Below are 23,014 nucleotides of genomic sequence, written 5' to 3'. Positions count from 1 at the left end.
AAAAACGGGCTTTACCTTGCGGTAGCCCGTTTTTATTTATGCTGCTGAGCTAAAACTCGCAAGTTTTGTTTACTTAGAGCATATAATTTAGGTGTAAACCTAAACGGTACTTGGCTTCAACGTTTCCGGCATTGAGATCTTGATGCACCGGAAGCATAACATTCACTCCGGTTCCTAATTTTCCGAATGAGATCTCTGCGCCTAATCGGGCAAACATAACATTTCCTTTAGTGTCAGCCACAGGCAAGCCGTAACTTTCATTTTCGGCGTAAACTTCGCCTGCTAATCCCGCATAAGGAATGATCTTATCAATACTTAAGGTGTTATATACTTTAGAAACATTGACACCATACGTAAATTGATTACCAAAATGATAATCCGCATTATTTTCGGTTTTAAAAGTATAATTGGCCAGAACGCCCAATCCCCAAGTCTCATATCCCACCGAATAATTTGCGGCAAGAATATAATCCCAGCTACCTGTTCCTACCTGAAAACTTGGATTTACACTGCCTTCATTATTGGCACGGTCGTAAGCGCCGGTGGGCATTTTTACACCACCACCAATCTCAAGCATATGTTTAAAGGTGGTTTGCTGATTGGCATAAAGGCCATCTACTTTTGGAGTGATGAGTGAATAGAAAGCAAGAACACTAAGATCACCTATCCCATCGATGCTTTGCGAGGAGCCGTCAACAAAATTACGGTTGTGAAAATGATAGGGTAAAATCGCGGTTACGCTTAACTTTTCGGTCACGGGAATTTTCCCCCAAAGCTGTAGCGTATTGAAATTCTCTTCAACCCAAGGCGAGTTATTAAAAATTCCGTCGCGAGATTGATAGCGCTGATAGATGTAACGGATACCGATGAAATTTTCATTTCCGATAGTGCCGTAGCCCATTCCGCCACCGGTGCTTCCGCAGCCGCAAAAATCACATTCTTCATAATTATATTTGTAGAATGGATTAACAGCTGAAGGTATTGGATCTTCAATGGGTGTATTTGCATTAACCATTAAAGTTGCCAATAGTATAAAACAAGAACTTATATATTTTAGCATGTTTCCATTGATTTTAATATTCTGCAAAACGCTCGTCTTCCAGAAACTCATTATCGGTAAGGGTATTTAGAAAAGCGATCAGTGCTTCTTGCTCATCTGTGGTGAGCACAATTCCCAAACGTTCATTTTGTTTTAAAATAGGATCTAAGGTCTTAGATTCCTGTACTCCCGAATTGTAAAAATTGAGTACCGACTGTAGACTTCCAAAGCGACCATCGTGCATATAAGGCGCAGTAATTGCCACATTGCGCAAACTGGGGACTTTAAATTTATAATTGTCTGCTGCGCTTCCGCTTACTTCTGCGCGCCCAATGTCGTCAATGCCCGGATAGGGTGGGAGCCCATTATTTCTAAATGAATTGTCAGTAAACAAATCGGTTGCATGACATGTAGCACATTTTGACTCAAAAACAGCGAGACCTTCTTTTTCTAAGTCTGAAAATTCGCCACCTTCCTCATTGCGTACATACTTGTCATACTTGGAGTTTGAAGAGATCATCGTTACCATAAACTGAGCGAGTGCTTTTAAAAAGTTTTCGTTAGAAACTTCAGCATCTTCAAAAGCCGAAGCAAACAAGCGCTGATATTCGCTATCTGCCTGCAGCTTGCTCAGCACATTAGTCATCGTTTCTCCCATTTCTACTTCGTTAGTTATAGGAATAATAGGAAACAGGTCAAGATGTGAGGTCGCGCCATCCCAGGCAAATTCGGTTTGAAAAGCCATGTTCTGTATTGCCGGAGCGTTGCGCGTTCCTTCAAGATCATCGATCCCGTGACTAAATTGGTGCCCGTGATGCGTAAAGGCAAAACGCTGCTCATGACGAAAACCGCAAGAGATAAATCCGTTAGCAGAAAGCTTTCCGTCATAAAATAACTTTTTACCCAGTTCTACTCCGTTTTTGGTCGGCGGATTCGCGCTGAGGTCATAATTGATCTCCGGAAAATTATCAGGAAGCTCTAGCACCAAAGCTTCGTCGATTGCAGTGTATTCTGCGTCATCATTGCTGCTGCACGAAGCAAAAATGCATAGCAAAGCACAGCAGCTTATAAGCAATGATTTCATAGTATAACTTTAATTGAAACCTGTATGTACAGGAATCTAGTTAGATCTAATGCTCGATGTTTTCGCCGTTATGAACGTGGTCTACACGAAACATTCCTGTAGCATTCACCGCAATTTGCGGACTCTTAACTTCATCGATCATTACCACTGCTTTTTCTGAAAGAAGAATTTTAGTATTCCCGTCTAGAATTTCGTTAGCATCTACAGCAAAGTGCACGATAGGACTTAGCGATTCACTCACTAAAGCGGTTGTAGGTAGCTCAACAGTTACTTCTTTATAATTGTCAAGGCTGCTACCGTGGCTTCCCATGTGAATTTGAAAATTAGTAGCTTCGGTTACGGTAGCTGACGTAAAGATCCCTTCAAAATTCAAGAATTTATAACCGGCTTGCCAGGACCACATCATTTCGGTTTCTTCAGCGATTTGTAAAAAATCTCCTTGACCTTCGGCGCCCTGAAGGTATTTTTCTTGATCTACTCCAACACCAAAACGCATTGCGACATAATCGCCCGCAGGAATGTTCTCAAGTACTACTTCGTTCATTGCTTCTTCTTCAGAAACCACAAAATAGCTATCGTCTTTTGGGTAAACATATTCATTTCCTTCAGCATCAATAAGCACAAAGTTGCTCACGATATAATTGAAGCGATTTATGGTAAGGGTTTCGCCATTACTATTGGTGTATGATGATGTGCCTAGCAGCAAATCGTCACCATTTACACTGTTATCAAACTCAATGGTCAGGTTGTTTTCGCCAGATAATTCTTGAGTTACATCATCGTCTGAAGAGCACGAACTTGCAGTGAGTGCTAGGGTTAAGATTAATAATTGAAGTTTTATTATAGTTTTCATTTCTTAATAAATATGGATTAATAGAATCCCAATAGGGAAGTGTAGGCGATAACTCGCCCTTAAAAAAATAGCGCTACGCAGCATTATATTCCACGAGCGCAAGAAGAATAGGATATTAAGAAATGGGAGGTTTTAGTAAATCGGCTGTAAAGCCCTCAATTTTTTTTAAAAGATAATGATCTGTAGGTTGCGTTTTGGTGGCAGCTTGCGGCAACTCAAAACTCCAATCTGTTTCAGATACGAAATAGGTGATGCTCAACTGAAAGTTAAGTTTTCCTTCGCGTTGTTGCGCATCTTTTTTCTTTGAAGCTTCTTCGGCAAGGGCGTTCATGAGGTAGCAGCGTCCGTTACAATTAAGTTCGGGACGGTCGCGGTTTACGCACAGCTCATCAGCTATATAATCATAATTGACCATATAGTCGAGTAGAGGCGCAACCGGGCGAAACACCATCAGCGCAGTAAAAAGAAGCCAGAATATTTTCAACCTGCTTACTTAAGGGTAGTTGTAGCCTCGTCTAAGCTCTTATGCGTAAAATCGCGTAAGTCTTTAACTTCCTGAAGTTCGCCTTGTAAGCCTTCAATGCCTTGCTCAAGTTCCTGAGCAGTCATTTTAGCCACGGGAGTGCGGTCTTTTACATAAGTATCTGTAAAATCATGCATCCAGTCCATCATACGGGAATCAGCCTTTTTTAGGTTTTCTAGAATTTGTTGGTCTGCCTGGCCAAGCGAGTCCTTAGCCTCTAGTTGCTCTTCAAGATTAGTGAGTTCGCTCATTTTAGGCATAAGTTCGTCATGAAGATCAATAACTTCAGTAAAAAGAGCATTGTATTGGTCGCGCAGTTCAGCATTCTCATCACAAGAAATCAAGCTTGTTGCCATAAGAATACACAACAAAACGACGCGACATTTATTAAAAATGTACATTGTAAAAAGTTTAGTTTGAATAAAAAATAGATTTATGTAAACTAAACAATAGGAGGGCGGAAGAGACCGGTTGCGGTTTCTCTAGCGGAAAGATTAGGATAGAAAGAAAAAGTAACTTGTGTTTCTTCAGCAAATCCAATTGGGATCGAGAGCTCGTTTACTTCAATAATAAAAGGAAGCAACTCAATTGAAGACATAGTAGACTTTTTCTTCTGAGTAGACTCTTTTTCTGAAGCATCAGCGAGCGCTTGCATCAGGTAACATTTACCGTTACAATTTAATTGCGGTTTGTCTTTATTCTCACAAAGTACGGTGCTGATATACTCATAATCAAGCGCATATTCTAAAAACGGAAATGCTGGGCGCAAAACAATTAGAAAGGCAAATATGATTACGAGATTTTTCACAGCGCAAAATTAATGTTTACGACTGAGAAAACGCTTGAAAAGTAATTTTTAACGCAGTGAGGCTATTAAGTTTTTAAAAGAATCGAGGCGTTAGCATACGGTTGTATTCCTTAAATAACTCAAACCGAAGAAAAACTTCATAGGTCCCATTATTGTAAGTCGCATTCCCTAAATCTGTTGATTCTCTGTCATATGCGAAGCCAATAAGCAAACCATCGTTCACCTGAAAAGCCGCCAAAGCACTCAATGCAGCACTCCAACGATAGGAAGCTCCTAAGGTCAATTTATCGTACAATAAAAAGTTTGCATTCACATCTACCGAAAGAGGTGCTCCTGCAACCATTTTAACCAATGTCGAAGGCTTAAATTTCAAATTTCGGTTGAGATCAAATACATAACCTGCTAAACCATAATAGTGAATTTCTTCTTCAGAAACAAAGGTTTGTGCTCCTTGTGAACCGCTTCGGTCAAAATGATCAGTACGTAATAACTGCGGAGCAGATAATCCACCGTAAAATTTAGCATCGTGATAAAAGATACCAACACCTACGTTTGGCGAAAGCTTATTATCAATACTCACTAAAAAAGGATCATTCTGGTTGAATGGATTGGTTCGGCTAAAATCGACATCTAATAAATTCAAAGAACCTTTCAATCCAAAACTGAATTTACCCTCAGCACCCGTATCTATGGTATAACTAAAATCAGTATTAAAATAGGTTTCTCGTGCCGGTCCCAAAACATCATTAACCAAACTAAAACCCAGTCCAACTTTTCCTAAACCTATAGGGCTGTGAACTGATAGATTTTGCGTGCTTGGCGCTCCATCCAGACCAACCCACTGACTGCGATGTAATAGCAAAATACTGGTTACCCCGCGGTTCCCCGCATACGCGGGGTTGATCACCAAAGGGTTGTACATATATTGCGTGTATTGCGGATCTTGCTGGGCTATCCCTAAGGAATAGCTCAGCAAGAAAACCATCAATAAACTTATTTTAATTAAACTCAATTTCATGTGTTATTAAGATTTGGGTTGGGCATTTCGTTCATTATAGCAATTTAATTGATATAAATGTATCCTGCTTTCTGACGGGTATTGCCACGCTGAGTAACATATTCTAATACATAGAAGTATGTACCGGTAGGTAATAACTCGCCACTATCTATAACCACGCGACCATTAGAATATCCTCTAAAAGGTTCACTGCCGGGTTGACCGTAGTTTTCCTCCTTAAAGACTTCAACACCCCAACGGTTAAAGATTCTCAGGGTATTGTCTGGGAAGCGCTCAATTGCACCAATCACAAGTTGATCGTTAAGACCGTCTCCGTTAGGCGTGATCACGTTGTAAATAAATACATCCTCAATTGAAAGCACTAGTCGCGTTGGGTCATCTGGATTTCCGTCGCCATTAGCATCCTCATTCGTACTGTTAGTAGGATCATCAGAAATATCAGTCACAATAGTACTTCTCTGCGTAGTACCATAGACGCTAGCGGTGTTATCAACATAACCTGTCATCACATCGCTGCGTGTTATTGCGTACTCTGCATAGAATGTAGTTGCATCAGATTCTCCCGGAGCCAGACTTATAGGTCCGCCAATCACAGTTACTAATTCATCAGTGATTGTGATGTTATTGATCGTGGTATTACCTGTGTTAGTCACTACAAACGTATATCTGATAATATCACCTAAATCAGGTATGTTACTGCTGTTAGCATCTACATACTCAGCCATCTTTAACAGTTCGATACTTGCATCTTCATTGATGACAAATACTGTAGGATCTTCAAAATCACCGTCATTGTCTTCGTCAACATTTAAAGCATCAGTAGGATCGTCAGAGAAATCATCAATCAATACACCATTAGTATCAACACCTGTTGCCAGAGCAATGTTGATTACTTCTCCAGCTTCAACATCGGCAGGAGTTATAGTGTATTCTGCACTAAAACTACTAGCGTCAGACTCACCCGGAGCAAGATCTATCGGTCCGCCCGTTACAGTAACTAAGTCATCAACGATAGTGATATCGTTAATAGTAATGCTACCATTGTTATTAACGGTAAAGTTGTAGATCAGATTGTCTCCAGAATTTACAAGACCGTCACCATTGGTGTCTTCATAACGTACGACCTTAAGTAATTCAAGATTAGAATTTCCATTAAGAAGCGTAACTGTAGCATCGTCATCACGACCGGTGTCATCTGCCGCATTTCCACTATCGGAAACATCGCTGATTGCGTTGTCGTTCTCATCTATACCCGAAATACTTGCGGTATTGATCACCCTTCCAAAATCAATATCAGATTGAGTAATGCTGTAGTCAATCGTTATTGATGTGCTTTCTCCAGGAGCTAAGCTTGAAGGTGTAATTGCAAGATCAGCGATGCCTAATTCTGAATCAGTAAGTCTAAGGTCATCAATAACGTAACTACCGGTATTTGTTATACTGAATGTATACGTAATGATATCACCAATATTTACCGAAGCATTTGCGTCAGTGTCAACAAAGACAGCATCTTTAATAAGTGCTAATCCTGATTCTTGTACTACAATGGTAATCTGTGCACTATCACAGTTGCCTGGATTGAGTGTTTCACAAATACTGTAGGATACGGTATAGGTACCTTGTGGTGTATTTGGCGGTACGATCAGGTTACCATTGGCATTGATCGCCACACCGCTGAGTCCACCATTGTTCACGATATAAATATCCGCATCATCTACTGGTGCACCATCTAAGGTATCGTTAAGGGTTACATCACCTGCGATACCACCGTCAACACCATTTACCGGGGTCAGACTAAAGTCATCATCCTCTGCTACTAAAGTACCTGCTGCGACGCTAATGGTTACACTAGCAGTCTGACAGTTACCAGGATTCAAGTTCTCACATACCGAGTAGGTGAAGGTATAATCTCCTGCTACGGTATTTGGCGGCACGATGATGTTTCCGTTATCGTTGATTGCCAATCCTTCTAATCCTCCGTTGTTTACTAGCGTGACATTGACATCAGCCGGATCGATCGGACTATCATTAAGCTCATCATTAGCAAGTACATTACCCGGGATACCACCGCTTCTTCCGCTGATAGGTGTTGCGCTAAAGTCATCATCAATCAAGGTGATGGCAGAAGGTTCAACAACCACAGTGACTTGTGCACTATCACAGTTGCCTGGATTGAGTGTTTCACAAATACTGTAGGATACGGTATAGGTGCCTTGTGGTGTATTTGGCGGTACGATCAGGTTACCATTGGCATTGATCGCCACACCGTTAAGACCGCCGTTGTTCACGATATAAATATCCGCATCATCTACTGGTGCACCATCTAAGGTATCGTTGAGGGTTACATCACCTGCGATACCACCATCAACACCATTTACCGGAGTCAGACTAAAGTCATCATCCTCTGCTATTAAGGTGCCTGCTGCAACGCTAATGGTTACACTAGCAGTCTGACAGTTACCAGGATTTAAGTTCTCACATACCGAGTAGGTGAAGGTATAATCTCCTGCTACGGTATTTGGAGGCACGATGATGTTTCCGTTATCGTTGATTGCTAATCCTTCTAATCCGCCGTTGTTTACCAGCGTGACATTTACATCAGCCGGATCAATTGGACTATCATTAAGCTCATCATTAGCGAGTACATTACCCGGGATACCACCGTTTCTTCCGCTGACAGGTGTTGCGCTAAAGTCATCATCGATCAAGGTGATGGCTGAAGGCTCAACAACCACAGTAACTTGTGCACTATCACAGTTGCCTGGATTGAGTGTTTCACAAATACTGTAGGATACGGTATAAGTACCTTGTGGTGTATTTGGCGGTACGATCAGGTTACCATTGGCATTGATCGCCACACCGTTGAGTCCGCCGTTGTTCACGATATAAATATCCGCATAATCTACTGGTGCACCATCTAAGGTATCGTTAAGGGTTACATCACCTGCGATACCACCGTCAACACCATTTACCGGAGTCAGACTAAAGTCATCATCCTCTGCTATTAAGGTGCCTGCTGCAACGCTAATGGTTACACTAGCAGTCTGACAGTTACCAGGATTTAAGTTCTCACATACCGAGTAGGTGAAAGTATAATCTCCTGCTACGGTATTTGGAGGTACGATGATGTTTCCGTTATCGTTGATTGCTAATCCTTCTAATCCGCCGTTGTTGACCAGCGTGACATTTACATCAGCCGGATCGATCGGATTATCATTAAGCTCATCATTAGCGAGTACATTACCCGGGATACCACCGTTTCTTCCGCTGATAGGTGTTGCGCTAAAGTCATCATCGATCAAGGTGATGGCAGAAGGCTCAACAACCACAGTAACTTGTGCACTATCACAGTTGCCTGGATTGAGTGTTTCACAGATACTGTAGGATACGGTATAAGTACCTTGTGGTGTATTTGGCGGTACGATCAGGTTACCATTGGCATTGATCGCCACACCGTTTAGTCCACCATTGTTCACGATATAAATATCCGCATCATCTACTGGTGCACCATCTAAGGTATCGTTAAGGGTTACATCACCTGCGATACCACCGTCAACACCATTTACCGGAGTCAGACTAAAGTCATCATCCTCTGCTATTAAGGTACCTGCTGCAACGCTAATGGTTACACTAGCAGTCTGACAGTTACCAGGATTTAAGTTCTCACATACCGAGTAGGTGAAAGTATAATCTCCTGCTACGGTATTTGGAGGTACGATGACGTTTCCGTTATCGTTGATTGCTAATCCTTCTAATCCGCCGTTGTTGACCAGCGTGACATTCACATCAGCCGGATCGATCGGATTATCATTAAGCTCATCATTAGCGAGTACATTACCCGGGATACCACCGTTTCTTCCGCTGATAGGTGTTGCGCTAAAGTCATCATCGATCAAGGTGATGGCAGAAGGCTCAACAACCACAGTAACTTGTGCACTATCACAGTTGCCTGGATTGAGTGTTTCACAGATACTGTAGGATACGGTATAAGTACCTTGTGGTGTATTTGACGGTACGATCAGGTTACCATTGGCATTGATCGCCACACCGTTTAGTCCACCATTGTTCACGATATAAATATCCGCATCATCTACTGGTGCACCATCTAAGGTATCGTTAAGGGTTACATCACCTGCGATACCACCGTCAACACCATTTACCGGAGTCAGACTAAAGTCATCATCCTCTGCTATTAAGGTACCTGCTGCAACGCTAATGGTTACACTAGCAGTCTGACAGTTACCAGGATTCAAGTTTTCACATACCGAGTAGGTGAAGGTATAGTCTCCTGCTACGGTATTTGGAGGTACGATGACGTTTCCGTTATCGTTGATTGCCAATCCTTCTAATCCTCCGTTGTTTACCAAAGTGACATTTACATCAGCCGGATCGATCGGACTATCATTAAGCTCATCATTAGCAAGTACATTACCCGGGATACCACCGTTTCTTCCGCTGATAGGTGTTGCGCTAAAGTCATCATCGATTAAGGTGATGGCAGAAGGCTCAACAACCACAGTGACTTGAGCACTATCACAATTGCCTGGATTGAGTGTTTCACAAATACTGTAGGATACGGTATAGGTGCCTTGTGGTGTATTTGGCGGTACGATCAGGTTACCATTGGCATTGATCGCCACACCGCTGAGTCCACCATTGTTCACGATATAAATATCCGCATCATCTACTGGTACACCATCTAAGGTATCATTAAGGGTTACATCACCTGCGATACCACCGTCAACACCATTTACCGGAGTTGTACTAAAGTCATCATCCTCTGCTACCAAGGTACCTGCTGCAACGCTAATGGTTACACTAGCAGTCTGACAGTTACCAGGATTCAAGTTCTCACATACCGAGTAGGTGAAAGTATAATCTCCTGCTACGGTATTTGGCGGCACGATGATGTTTCCGTTATCGTTGATTGCCAATCCTTCTAATCCGCCGTTGTTTACCAGCGTGACATTCACATCAGCCGGATCGATCGGACTATCATTAAGCTCATCATTAGCAAGTACATTACCCGGGATACCACCGTTTCTTCCGCTGACAGGTGTTGCGCTAAAGTCATCATCGATCAAGGTGATGGCAGAAGGCTCAACAACCACAGTGACTTGAGCACTATCACAATTGCCTGGATTGAGTGTTTCACAAATACTGTAGGATACGGTATAGGTGCCTTGTGGTGTATTTGGCGGTACGATCAGGTTACCATTGGCATTGATCGCCACACCGTTAAGACCGCCGTTGTTCACGATATAAATATCCGCATCATCTACTGGTGCACCATCTAAGGTATCGTTAAGGGTTACATCACCTGCGATACCACCGTCAACACCATTTACCGGAGTTGTACTAAAGTCATCATCCTCTGCTACCAAGGTACCTGCTGCAACGCTAATGGTTACACTAGCAGTCTGACAGTTACCAGGATTCAAGTTCTCACATACCGAGTAGGTGAAAGTATAATCTCCTGCTACGGTATTTGGCGGCACGATGATGTTTCCGTTATCGTTGATTGCCAATCCTTCTAATCCGCCGTTGTTTACCAGCGTGACATTCACATCAGCCGGATCGATCGGACTATCATTAAGCGCATCATTAGCAAGTACATTACCCGGGATACCACCGTTTCTTCCGCTGACAGGTGTTGCGCTAAAGTCATCATCGATCAAGGTGATGGCAGAAGGCTCAACAACCACAGTGACTTGAGCACTATCACAATTGCCTGGATTGAGTGTTTCACAAATACTGTAGGATACGGTATAGGTACCTTGTGGTGTATTTGGCGGTACGATCAGGTTACCATTGGCATTGATCGCCACACCGTTAAGTCCACCATTGTTCACGATATAAATATCCGCATCATCTACTGGTGTACCATCTAAGGTATCGTTAAGGGTTACATCACCCGCAATACCACCGTCAACACCATTTACCGGAGTCAGACTAAAGTCATCATCCTCTGCTACTAAGGTACCTGCTGCCACGCTAATAGTTACACTAGCAGTCTGACAGTTACCAGGATTCAAGTTCTCACATACCGAATAGGTGAAGGTATAATCTCCTGCCACGGTATTTGGCGGTACTATGATGTTTCCGTTATCGTTGATTGCCAATCCTTCTAATCCGCCGTTGTTTACCAGCGTGACATTGACATCAGCCGGATCGATCGGACTATCATTAAGCGCATCATTAGCGAGTACATTACCCGGGATACCACCGTTTCTTCCGCTGATAGGTGTTGCGCTAAAGTCATCATCGATCAAGGTGATGTCAGAAGGTTGAACAACCACAGTGACTTGTGCACTATCACAGTTGCCCGGATTGAGTGTTTCACAAATACTGTAGGATACGGTATAGGTACCTTGTGGTGTATTTGGCGGTACGATCAGGTTACCATTGGCATTGATCGCCACACCGTTGAGTCCACCATTGTTCACGATATAAATATCCGCATCATCTACTGGTGCACCATCTAGGGTATCGTTAAGGGTTACATCACCTGCGATACCACCGTCAACACCATTTACCGGAGTCAGACTAAAGTCATCATCCTCTGCTATCAAGGTACCTACTGCCACGCTAATGGTTACACTAGCAGTCTGACAGTTACTAGGATTCAAGTTCTCACATACCGAATAGGTGAAGGTATAGTCTCCTGCTACGGTATTTGGCGGCACTATGATATTTCCGTTATCGTTGATTGCCAATCCTTCTAATCCGCCGTTGTTTACCAGCGTGACATTCACATCAGCCGGATCGGTCGGACTATCATTAAGCTCATCATTAGCGAGTACATTACCCGGGATACCACCGTTTCTTCCGCTGATAGGTGTTGCGCTAAAGTCATCATCGATCAAGGTGATGGCAGAAGGCTCAACAACCACAGTGACTTGTGCACTATCACAGTTGCCTGGATTGAGTGTTTCACAAATACTGTATGCTACGGTATAGGTACCTTGTGGTGTATTTGGCGGTACGATCAGGTTACCATTGGCATTGATCGCCACACCGTTTAGTCCACCATTGTTCACGATATAAATATCCGCATCATCTACTGGTGCACCATCTAAGGTATCGTTAAGGGTTACATCACCCGCGATACCACCGTCAACACCATTTACCGGAGTCAGACTAAAGTCATCATCCTCTGCTACTAAGGTACCTGCTGCAACGCTAATAGTTACACTAGCAGTCTGACAGTTGCCAGGATTCAAGTTCTCACATACCGAGTAGGTGAAGGTATAATCTCCTGCCACGGTATTTGGCGGCACGATGATGTTTCCGTTATCGTTGATTGCCAATCCTTCTAATCCTCCGTTGTTTACCAGCGTGACATTCACATCAGCCGGATCGATCGGACTATCATTAAGCTCATCATTAGCGAGTACATTACCCGGGATACCACCGTTTCTTCCACTGATAGGTGTTGCGCTAAAGTCATCATCAGTAAGTGCAATGTTAGAAGCTCCCACTAATATAGTTGCACTATTAGTATCACAGTTGCCTGGATTCAGATTCTCACAAATAGAATATGTGATCACATAGTTTCCGTTAGGTGTAAGTGGTGGGACATTGATTGTTCCATCATTATTCAATTCAACTCCATTAAGTCCACCGGTACTGATCAAACTAATATCAATATCATCATCATTCACTAATGCGCCGTTAAGGAAGTCATTAGCGGTTACATCGCCAGCAATTCCTCCGGTCTGACCATTAACTGCAGTACCTGTAAAGTCGTCTATAGCAGCAGTAATAGTAGGTGCTATTATTCGGAGTTCTACGGTAGTTGATGAACAATTTGAAGGATTAATCACACCACAAATTCTATACTGAAGTGTGTAATCTCCTGCCGGTACACCTGCCGGAACTGTAATCGTTCCGTCAGAATTCACCTGTAGCCCATTAATTCCACCAGAATTAATCAATCTGATCGTAACATTTGCTGGTGTAATAGGATCTCCATTAACTAAATCATTACTAATGATATTAGGTGTTGTACCGCCCTCGAATCCATTGATAGGAGTGCCCGTGTAGTCATCCGGTACGGCGGTAAGTTCAGGAAGATCAACCACAATTGTAATTGTAGCGCTATCACATTCACCGGTATTGATTTGATCACATATTTGATAGATCACACTATACGAACCGGCCGCTGTTCCTGAAGGAACGGTTACGGTACCATCAGGATTAAGGGTTAATCCATTAATTCCGCCATTATTGATTAAGCTCAGATTTACATTAGCAGTAGTGGCTGGATTTCCATTAATCAGATCGTTACCCAAAACATTAGGTAGTGTTGCTCCTTCATATCCGTCAACAGGTGTTGAACTATAATCATCATTATTAGCATTAACATCACCTCCACCAACACTAACAAGAGCAGTAGCGGTATCACAATTTGCAGGATTTAAGGCGTCACAAATTTGATAGGTTACCGTGTATGTTGCAATAGCAGTACCAGCCGGTACTTCTAAAATTCCGTTACTATTAATTGTTACACCCGTTAATCCACCATCGTCAATCACTGTTACCGTTACATAAGTAGCGTTGGCCATGCGTGTATTTACAAGGTCATTGCTGAAGACATTTCCGGCTGAACCGCCATCAAGACCATTAATGGTTGTAGCTGAAAAATCATCATTCACCGCGTCAACAACCGGACTATTGATCAATAAGGTTACTTGAGCGGTATCACAGTTACCGGCATTAAGGCTTTCGCAGATCTGATAAGTAATAGTATAGGTTCCCGGAGGAGTTTGCATCGGAATAACTAAAGTACCATCACTTAAAACATCAAGATCAGTAATGCCATCATTATCTATAATAGATGGAGTCACTTTAGTGTTACCGAATGGATTTCCGTTTAAAGTATCATTACTGTATACCGAAGCAGTGCTTCCACCATCAAAACCATCTACAGGTGTTGCAGTAAAGTCATCATCAACGGCATCAATAGGTGCTGCTCCTACCGCTACGGTTATTGGTGCAGAACCACAGTTGCCCGGATTTAAATTCTCGCAGATCGTATATACAATGGTGTAAGAACCTGCCGGTGTATTTGGCGGAATAATTAAGTTACCGTCATCATCAATACTTGCACCGGCTAATCCGCCATCATCAATAATAAAGATGTCATCGTCATTAACAGGAGCTCCGTTGAACGTATCGTTAGCCGTAACGTCTCCTGCGATACCTCCGGTTAAACCGTTGACAGGTGAACCGCTAAAATCATCAGGGATCGCTGCAATGGTTGCAGGATCTACCACTACCGTTGCAGTTGCAGTCTCGCAGTTGCTTAGATTTAGATTTTCGCAGATACGATAAACAATGTTATACGTTCCTGCAGGAGTTGCTGAAGGAATCATTAATGTACCATCATTATCAATGGTTACACCGTTTAATCCATCAGGATCTACAATAGAAATAGTGATATCACCATCTTCTACTGCAACACCATTAAGTGTATCATTAATAGTCACGTCTCCTGCGTTACCTCCGGTTTGTCCTGCAATCGGAGTACCACTAAAGTCATCATCATTGGCAGTAATCGTTGCAGCATTTACAAGTACCGTAATGCTTGCAGTATCGCAGTTACCTGAATTTAAGTTTTCACAGATCTGGTATACGATAGTATAGGTTCCTGCAGGTGTCCCAGCCGGAATGATAAGTATACCGTCGTTGTCAATAGTTACTCCAGATAGGCCATCAGGATCTTGTACTGTAATTGTAATATCACCATCTTCAACAGCCACACCGTTAAGCGTATCGTTAGCTGTAACATCTCCGGCATTTCCACCATTTTGCCCTGCAATTGGAGTAGTGCTAAAGTCATCGTTATTGGCTACAAGCGTAGCAGCATTAACCACTACCGTAGCAGTTGCAGTCTCACAATTACTAAGATTCAGATTTTCACAGATTTGATAAACGATATTATACGTTCCTGCAGGTGTGCCCGCCGGAATGATCAAAGTACCGTCATTGTCAATAGTTGCACCAGGCAAGCCGTCTAGATCTTGTATTGAGATGGTAATATCACCATCTTCTACAGCTACGCCATTAAGCGTATCATTAGCAGTAACGTCACCAGCGTTTCCACCATTTTGACCAGATACCGGAGTAGTGGTAAAGTCGTCATCGTTGGCTGCGAGTGTTGCAGCACTTACGACAACTGTGGCGGTTCCTGTTTCACAGTTTCCTGAGTTTAGGTTTTCGCAAATTTGGTAAACAATGTTATATGTTCCTGCTACAGTACCTGCCGGAATAATTACGGTACCATCATTATCAATAGTAACACCAGTTAATCCGTCAGGGTCTGCTACCGTGATTGTGATATCTCCGTCTTCAACAGCCACACCGTTAAGCGTGTCATTTGCTGTAACATCACCAGCGTTTCCACCATTTTGTCCAGAAACCGGAGTTGCGCTAAAGTCATCGTCGCTAGCTACTAGCGTAGCAGCATTTACCACTATCGTAGCAGTTGCAGTCTCACAGTTGCTTGGATTAAGATTTTCACAGATTTGATAAACGATATTATAAGTTCCTTCCGGAGTATTCGCCGGAATAATCACGGTACCATCATTGTCAATGGTTACACCGGTTAATCCATCAGGGTCTGCTATTGAAATGGTAATATCTCCATCTTCAACAGCTACTCCATTTAAAGTGTCATTAGTAGTTACATCTCCTGCATTTCCGCCATTTTGGCCTAAAATTGGAGTTGCACTAAAGTCATCGTCATTGGCTAGGAGAGCTGCAGGATTTACAACTATTGTTGCGGTTCCTGTTTCGCAATTTCCTGGATTAAGGTTTTCACAAATCTGGTAAACGACATTATACGTTCCTGCCGGAGTACCTGCCGGAATAATTACTGTACCATCATTTTCTATTGTTAAACCTGCTAAACCATCAGAATCTGCTACCGTGATTGTAATATCACCATCTTCAACGGCAACGCCATTAAAGGTATCATTAGCAGTGACATCGCCTGCGCTTCCACCTGCTTGTCCTGTTATAGGAGTTGCACTGAAGTCATCGTTATTAGCTACTAAAGTAGCGGCATTTACTACTACAGTGGCGGTTGCGGTCTCACAATTATCTAGATTAAGGTTTTCACAGATTTGATAAATAATGTTATACGTTCCTGCTGGTGTACCCGCCGGAATCATAAGCGTTCCATCATTATCTATAGTCACACCGCTTAGACCGTCTGGATCGCTAATGCTAATGGTGATGTCTCCATCTTCAACAGCGATACCATTAAGCGTGTCATTAGTAGTTACATCTCCTGCGTCACCACCCGTTTGTCCGGTGATCGGAGTGCCACTAAAATCATCGTCATTGGCAACAAGTGTCGCAGCGTTCACTACTACTGTAGCTGTTCCTGTTTCACAGTTTCCAGGATTCAGATTTTCACAGATTTGATAAACAATGTTATAAGTTCCTGCCGGAGTACCAACAGGAATGTTAAGTACGCCATCATTGTCTATGGTAATACCTGTTAACCCATCTGGATCATTTACTGTAATTGTAATGTCTCCATCTTCTACGGCAACACCATTAAGCGTGTCATTTGCTGTAACATCACCAGCGTTTCCACCATTTCGTCCTGAAACTGGAGTAGCGCTAAAGTCATCATCATTTGCAGCCAAAGTTGCAGCATCCACAACTACCGTAGCAGTTGCAGTCTCACAGTTACTTAGATTTAAGTTTTCGCAGATTTGGTAAACAATATTATACGTTCCTGCCAGAGTACCCGCCGGAATCATAAGCGTACCATCATTGTCTATTGTAATACCTGATAATCCATCTGGGTCTGCAACGGTGATCGTGATGTCTCCATCTTCAACCGGAACACCATTAAGCGTGTCATTTGTAGTTACATCACCTGCATCCCCACCAGTTTGACCTGAAATTGGTGTGGTGCTGAAATCATCATCATTGGCTACAAGTGCTGCAGGAGCAACAACTACTGTAGCTGTTCCTGTTTCACAGTTTCCTGGATTTAGGTTTTCACAGATTTGATAAACAATATTATACGTACCTGCTACAGTGCCTGCCGGAATGATAAGGACACCGTCATTATCTACCGTTACACCTGATAGTCCGTTTGGATCTGTTACTGTAATGGTGATGTCACCATCTTCAACAGCAACGCCGTTAAGGGTGTCATTAGCGGTTACATCACCAGCGTTTCCACCATCTTGTCCAGAAACCGGAGTAGCACTAAAGTCATCATCATTAGCTGCGAGCGTTGCTGCGTTTACGACTACAGTAGCCGTCGCAGTTTCACAATTATCAAGATTTAAGTTTTCACAGATTTGGTAAACAATATTATAGGTTCCTGCCGGAGCATTTGCCGGAACTATAATAGTTCCATCATTGTCTACCGTCACACCTGACAGTCCGCCTGGATCTGTTACTGTAATGGTGATATCACCATCATCAACAGCAACACCATTTAAGGTATCATTAGTCGTTACATCGCCAGCGTTTCCACCAGTTTGTCCTGTTACAGGAGTAGCACTAAAATCATCATCGTTAGCTACTAGTGCAGCAGCATTCACTACTACTGTAGCAGTTCCTGTCTCACAATTATCTGGATTTAGGTTTTCGCAGATTTGATAAACGATGTTATACGTTCCAGCCGGAGTACCCGCCGGAATATTAAGTACGCCATCATTATCTATGGTTACGCCAGTAAGTCCGTCTTGATCGTTTACGGTAATTGTAATATCTCCATCTTCAACTGCTACACCATTAAGCATATCATTAGTGGTAACATCACCTGCATTTCCACCAGTTTGTCCTGTAATTGGAGTAGCACTAAAGTCATCATCATTGGCTACAAGAGCAGCAGCATTAATAACTACTGTTGCAGTTGCCGTCTCACAGTTACTTGGATTCAATTTTTCGCAAATACTGTAAACCAGATTATACGTTCCTGCCGGAGCATTTGCCGGAATGATAAGCGTACCGTCATTATCGATACTTGCTCCGGAAAGTCCATTAGGATCTACGATGGTAATTTCAATATCTCCATCTTCTACAGCAATTCCGTTTAGGGTGTCGTTAGCCGTTACATCACCAGCGTTTCCACCAATTTGTCCCGTGATTGGAGTAGCGCTAAAGTCATCATCGTTGGCTACAAGTGTAGCAGCATTTACTACAATAGTAGCAGTTCCGGTCTCACAATTATCAAGATTTAAGTTTTCACAGATTTGGTAAACGATATTATACGTTCCTGCCGGAGTTCCTGCCGGAATAACTAACGTACCATCATTATCAATTGAAGCACCGGTTATTCCATCAAAATCTTCGATAGTGATTGTGATATCACCATCCTCAACAGCAACGCCATTTAGAGTATCGTTTGCAGTAACATCGCCCGCATTTCCACCGGTAAATCCGTTAATTGGGGTAGTGCTGAAGTCATCATCGTTAGCTACAAGAGCTGCAGCGTTTACGACTACTGTCGCAGTTGCCGTATCGCAGTTATCTGTATTTAACTTTTCACAAATTTGATAAACGATGTTATAAGTTCTTGCCGGAGTATTAGCCGGAATGATCAGCGTACCATCAGCATCAATAGATGCACCAGACAGACCATCAAAGTCTTGAATTGTGATTGTGATATCACCGTCTTCAACAGCAACGCCATTTAGCGTGTCATTTGCAGTAACATCGCCTGCGTTTCCTCCGGTCGTACCTGTAATAGGTGTCGCACTAAAGTCATCATCATTTGCTACTATAGCTGCAGCATTTACAACTACTGTAACAGTTCCTGTTTCACAATTATCTGGATTGAGGTTTTCACAGATTTGATAAACAAAGTTGTAGGTTCCTGCCGGAGTTCCCGCCGGAATGATCAACGTGCCGTCAGCATCTATTGATGCTCCGGTTATACCGTCAAAGTCTTGGATCGTGATTGTAATATCACCGTCTTCAACAGCAACACCATTTAAGGTGTCATTAGCGGTAACATCACCAGCATTTCCACCAGTAAATCCGTTCACCGGAGTAGCGCTGAAGTCATCGTCATCAGCTGCCAGCGCAGCAGCATTAACAACTACAGTTACGGTTGCAGTATCACAATTATCAGTATTTAGGTTTTCGCAAATAGTATAAACCAGGTTGTAAGTTCCTGCCGAAGCATTAGCCGGAATAATCACAGTACCATCATTTTCGATACTTGCACCTGAAAGTCCATCGCGATCAATCAAAATGATCGAAATATCTCCATCATCTACTGCAACACCATTGAGCGTGTCGTTAGTAGTTACATCGCCAGCGTTGCCACCCGTTTGTCCTGTGATAGGAGTAGCGCTAAAGTCGTCGTTGTTCGCTACAAGAGCAGCCGCTTCTACAACAATAGTAACTGTAGCGGTATCACAGTTTGTAGGGTTTAAGTTTTCACATATTCTATAAACGATGTCATACGTTGCTGCTGGAGTATTAGCCGGAATGATAACCGTACCATCCGTCTCTATTGTAGCGCCGGTTAGTCCGTCAAAGTCTTCGATAGTGATTGCAATATCTCCATCATCTACTGCGACACCATTGAGTGTGTCATTTAGTGTTACATCTCCCGCATTTCCGCCGGTAAATCCATTCACCGGAGTAGCGCTAAAGTCATCGTCGTTAGCTAGAAGCGCAGCAGGATTTACTACCACGGTAGCAGTCGCTGTATCGCAATTTCCAGGGTTTAAGTTTTCACAGATTTGATATACGATGTTATAGGTTCCTGCCGGAGTATTTGCCGGAACGATTATAGTACCATCATCTTCAATACTTACACCTGCGAGACCACCATTGTTTTGAAGTGTGATCGCAATATCATCATCATTGACTGTAATACCATTTAGCGTATCGTTAGTAGTAACATCACCTGCATTTCCACCGGTTTGTCCTGTTATCGGTGTTGCGCTAAAGTCATCGTCGTTAGCTACGAGTACAGCAGCACTAATTTCTACAGTAGCTGTCGCAGTCTCACAATTATCAGGATTTAGGTTTTCGCAGATTTGATAAACAATGTTATACGTTCCTGCCGGAGTACCTGCCGGAATAATCAATGTACCGTCATTATTTACCTGAAGTCCATCAATTCCGTTATCATCAGTTATTGAAATAGCAATATCTTCATCCGCTACAGCAACACCATTTAAGGTATCATTTGCTGTAATATCGCCAATGCTTCCACCGATAAATCCGTTGATCGGAGTAGCGGTTAGGTCATCGTCATTAGCAACCAGTGCAGCACCTGCAACTTGAACAGTTACCGTAGCAGTATCACAATTAGAACCATTTGCTAGTTCGCAAACTGAATAAGTTATCGAATAAATTCCCGCAGGAGTATTAGGACTTACATCTACTGTTCCATCAGCATTTACAGTAAGTGGACCTGCAGATACCGGAGTAATTACAACTTCAGCCGGATCAACAGGATTGTTATTGATAAGGTCATTATCAAGGACGTTAACAACTGCTGTTGCGCCAATATCACCACGTACCGGAGTATCGCTAATATCATCGTCAGTAGCTACTAATACTGCTGTTGCTACCGTAACGGTAACCACCGCAGTATTACAACCGCCATTATTGTCACAAATCGCATAGCTGAACGTGTCGTCTCCAAAGAAATCTGCATCAGGAGTATACAAAATGGTATCATCGCTTGGGTCTCCCGGTGTACCGTTATCTAATACTGTTGCAGTCCCGTTATTAGGAGCAGTTGAAATAGAAAGGCTACCTGCTGTAGGAACTTCAAAGTCGTTTTCAAGAACGTCAATTTCAACAGGAGTTTCATTAGCAGTCGTAGCGGTATCATCCACAGCATCAGCAACTGCAAGAACAGTAATGTTAACCGTCGCAGTACTTGCATCTCCATTCACATCAATTACGGAATAGGTATAAGAATCGCTTCCGTTAAAGTCTGCGTTAGGAGTGTAGGTGATGGTTCCGTCAGGATTTATCACCACAGAACCGTTTGATGGATCTGTTGCAGCTACAATATTGTAATCCGTTCCATAGACACCTTGGAAGGTATCATTATCTAACACGCTTGTAGTAACAGCGTCATCTTCTAAAGTCGTATCAGTATCGTTATTAATATCAGAAACCGGATTCACAGTAACAGTTACCGTTGCTGTACTCTCAGCACCATTAGCATCTGTAATGGTGTAGGTGAAGCTATCTACACCATTAAAATCAGGGTCAGGAGTGTAGGTATAGTTTCCATTAGGATTCACAAAGGCAGAACCATTTGCAGCATCTGTAAGTAAAGCCGCAGTGGTAGGTTCGCTTCCTAGATCGTCAGCTCCGTTTCCATTATCTACAAATAAGTTTCCTGAGACTAAAGTGTCTTCATTGGTTGTTACACTGTCATCAATAGCATCAGGAGTAGCCGTCACTGTAATGGTAACCGAAACAGTTTCGGTAGTATTATTAACGTCTGTTACCGTATAGGTGAAAGTTTCCTCACCGGCAAAATCAGGAGCCGGAGTATAGTCAAAACTACCATCAGAATTCATAACAACCGTGCCGCCATTATCGGTGTCTCCGTTAAACACATAGGTAGCATCATCAGAGTACGTGTCATTGGTGCTCACATTATCGCTGAGCACAGTGTCTTCATTAGTTGTGAACGTGTCTGCCACCGCATCGTTGATAGGATTCACCGTAATAGTAACCGAAACCGTTTCGGTAGCACCGTAAAAATCCGTTACGGTGTAGGTGAATGTTTCCTCACCGGCAAAATCAGGAGCCGGAGTATATTCAAATGTTCCGTCAGGATCCATAATGACCGTACCTCCATTATCGGTATCTCCATTAAACACATAGGTAGCATCATTAGAATAGGTGTCATTGGCACTTACGTCATCATTAAGCACTGTATCCTCGTCTATGGAATAAGTATCTGCTACAGCATCGGTCACAGGATTGACTGTAATGGTAACCGAAACCGTTTCGATATCTCCATTCACATCAGTCACGGTATATGTAAAGGTCTCGTCACCTACAAAATCAAAGGCCGGAGTATATTCAAATGTTCCGTCAGAATTCATTGCGATGCTACCACCATTAGAAGCATCGTCGTTATAAGCATACGAGACAACTCCGGTGTAAGTATCATTAGTGCTTACATCTGCATTTAGAACAGTGTCTTCGTCAGTTGTGAACGTATCAGCAACGGCATCAGCAATAGGATCAACTGTGATGGTTACTGAAACCGTTTCGGTAGTACCATTAATATCGGTTACGGTGTATGTGAACGCTTCGTCACCCACAAAATCAGCCGCAGGTGTATAGACGAAAGTACCGTTAGGGTTCATAGCTACACTACCTCCATTATCGGTATCTCCATTGAAAACATATGTTGCGTTTGCAGAGTAGGTGTCATTGGTACTAACATCTGCATTTAAAGCCGTGTCTTCATCAGTGGTGAATGTATCAGCGATGGCATCATTAACAGGATCAACTGTAATTGTAACAGTTACCGTTTCTGTAGTTCCATTAATATCTGTTGCCGTGTAAGTAAAGGTTTCGTCACCTACAAAGTCAGCAGCAGGAATATATTCAAAAGTACCATCTGTTTGCATGGTGATGCTTCCGCCATTATCAGCGTTATTATTGTAAACGTAAGTAGCATCATCAGCGTAGGTGTCGTTTGCACTCACATCTG

General features: G+C 42.7%; 8 protein-coding genes (1 of these 8 running past the window's edge). All 8 read right to left on the bottom strand.

Annotated elements, in window-relative coordinates; all coding sequences use genetic code 11:
• Positions 1 to 73: 73 nt before the first annotated feature.
• A complete protein-coding gene (locus LDL79_RS05985; RefSeq protein ID WP_225599533.1) occupies positions 74 to 1,060 on the bottom strand; it encodes a transporter family protein in 987 nt (328 codons plus the stop codon).
• Positions 1,061 to 1,073: 13 nt separating this feature from the next.
• A complete protein-coding gene (locus tag LDL79_RS05980) occupies positions 1,074 to 2,123 on the bottom strand; it encodes a cytochrome-c peroxidase (RefSeq protein ID WP_225599532.1) in 1,050 nt (349 codons plus the stop codon).
• A 46-nt stretch (positions 2,124 to 2,169) separates the two neighbouring features.
• A complete protein-coding gene (locus tag LDL79_RS05975) occupies positions 2,170 to 2,976 on the bottom strand; it encodes an MbnP family protein (RefSeq protein WP_225599531.1) in 807 nt (268 codons plus the stop codon).
• A 115-nt stretch (positions 2,977 to 3,091) separates the two neighbouring features.
• A complete protein-coding gene (locus LDL79_RS05970; RefSeq protein ID WP_394372613.1) occupies positions 3,092 to 3,460 on the bottom strand; it encodes a hypothetical protein in 369 nt (122 codons plus the stop codon).
• 5 nt (positions 3,461 to 3,465) lie between these two features.
• Positions 3,466 to 3,900, bottom strand: coding sequence for a hypothetical protein (locus LDL79_RS05965; RefSeq protein ID WP_225599530.1), 435 nt, complete (start codon positions 3,898 to 3,900; stop codon positions 3,466 to 3,468).
• 41 nt (positions 3,901 to 3,941) lie between these two features.
• Positions 3,942 to 4,307 carry a hypothetical protein gene (locus LDL79_RS05960; protein ID WP_225599529.1) on the bottom strand — a complete coding sequence of 122 codons (366 nt, stop codon included), beginning with the start codon at positions 4,305 to 4,307 and terminating at the stop codon, positions 3,942 to 3,944.
• Between the two features lie 73 nt (positions 4,308 to 4,380).
• Complete coding sequence (locus tag LDL79_RS05955) at positions 4,381 to 5,325, bottom strand: PorP/SprF family type IX secretion system membrane protein (RefSeq protein ID WP_072980500.1); 945 nt, start codon at positions 5,323 to 5,325, stop codon at positions 4,381 to 4,383.
• Positions 5,326 to 5,369: 44 nt separating this feature from the next.
• Positions 5,370 to 23,014 carry the 3' portion of an Ig-like domain-containing protein gene (locus tag LDL79_RS05950; RefSeq protein WP_225599528.1) on the bottom strand. It continues 14,623 nt past the right edge of the window, so the window shows 17,645 of its 32,268 coding nt (coding positions 14,624–32,268); its start codon lies beyond the right edge, outside the window; the stop codon is at positions 5,370 to 5,372.

The organism is Leeuwenhoekiella palythoae (assembly GCF_020310025.1).
Lineage (GTDB): Bacteria > Bacteroidota > Bacteroidia > Flavobacteriales > Flavobacteriaceae > Leeuwenhoekiella > Leeuwenhoekiella palythoae.
This window is presented reverse-complemented; position numbering and strand designations above follow the sequence as displayed.

Bases quoted from the DNA above. Each gene is read 5' to 3' on its own strand.
- LDL79_RS05980 (WP_225599532.1), bottom strand. From the start codon at position 2,123: ATGAAATCATTGCTTATAAGCTGCTGTGCTTTGCTATGCATTTTTGCT.
- LDL79_RS05985 (WP_225599533.1), bottom strand. From the start codon at position 1,060: ATGCTAAAATATATAAGTTCTTGTTTTATACTATTGGCAACTTTAATG.
- LDL79_RS05955 (WP_072980500.1), bottom strand. From the start codon at position 5,325: ATGAAATTGAGTTTAATTAAAATAAGTTTATTGATGGTTTTCTTGCTG.
- LDL79_RS05965 (WP_225599530.1), bottom strand. From the start codon at position 3,900: ATGTACATTTTTAATAAATGTCGCGTCGTTTTGTTGTGTATTCTTATG.
- LDL79_RS05975 (WP_225599531.1), bottom strand. From the start codon at position 2,976: ATGAAAACTATAATAAAACTTCAATTATTAATCTTAACCCTAGCACTC.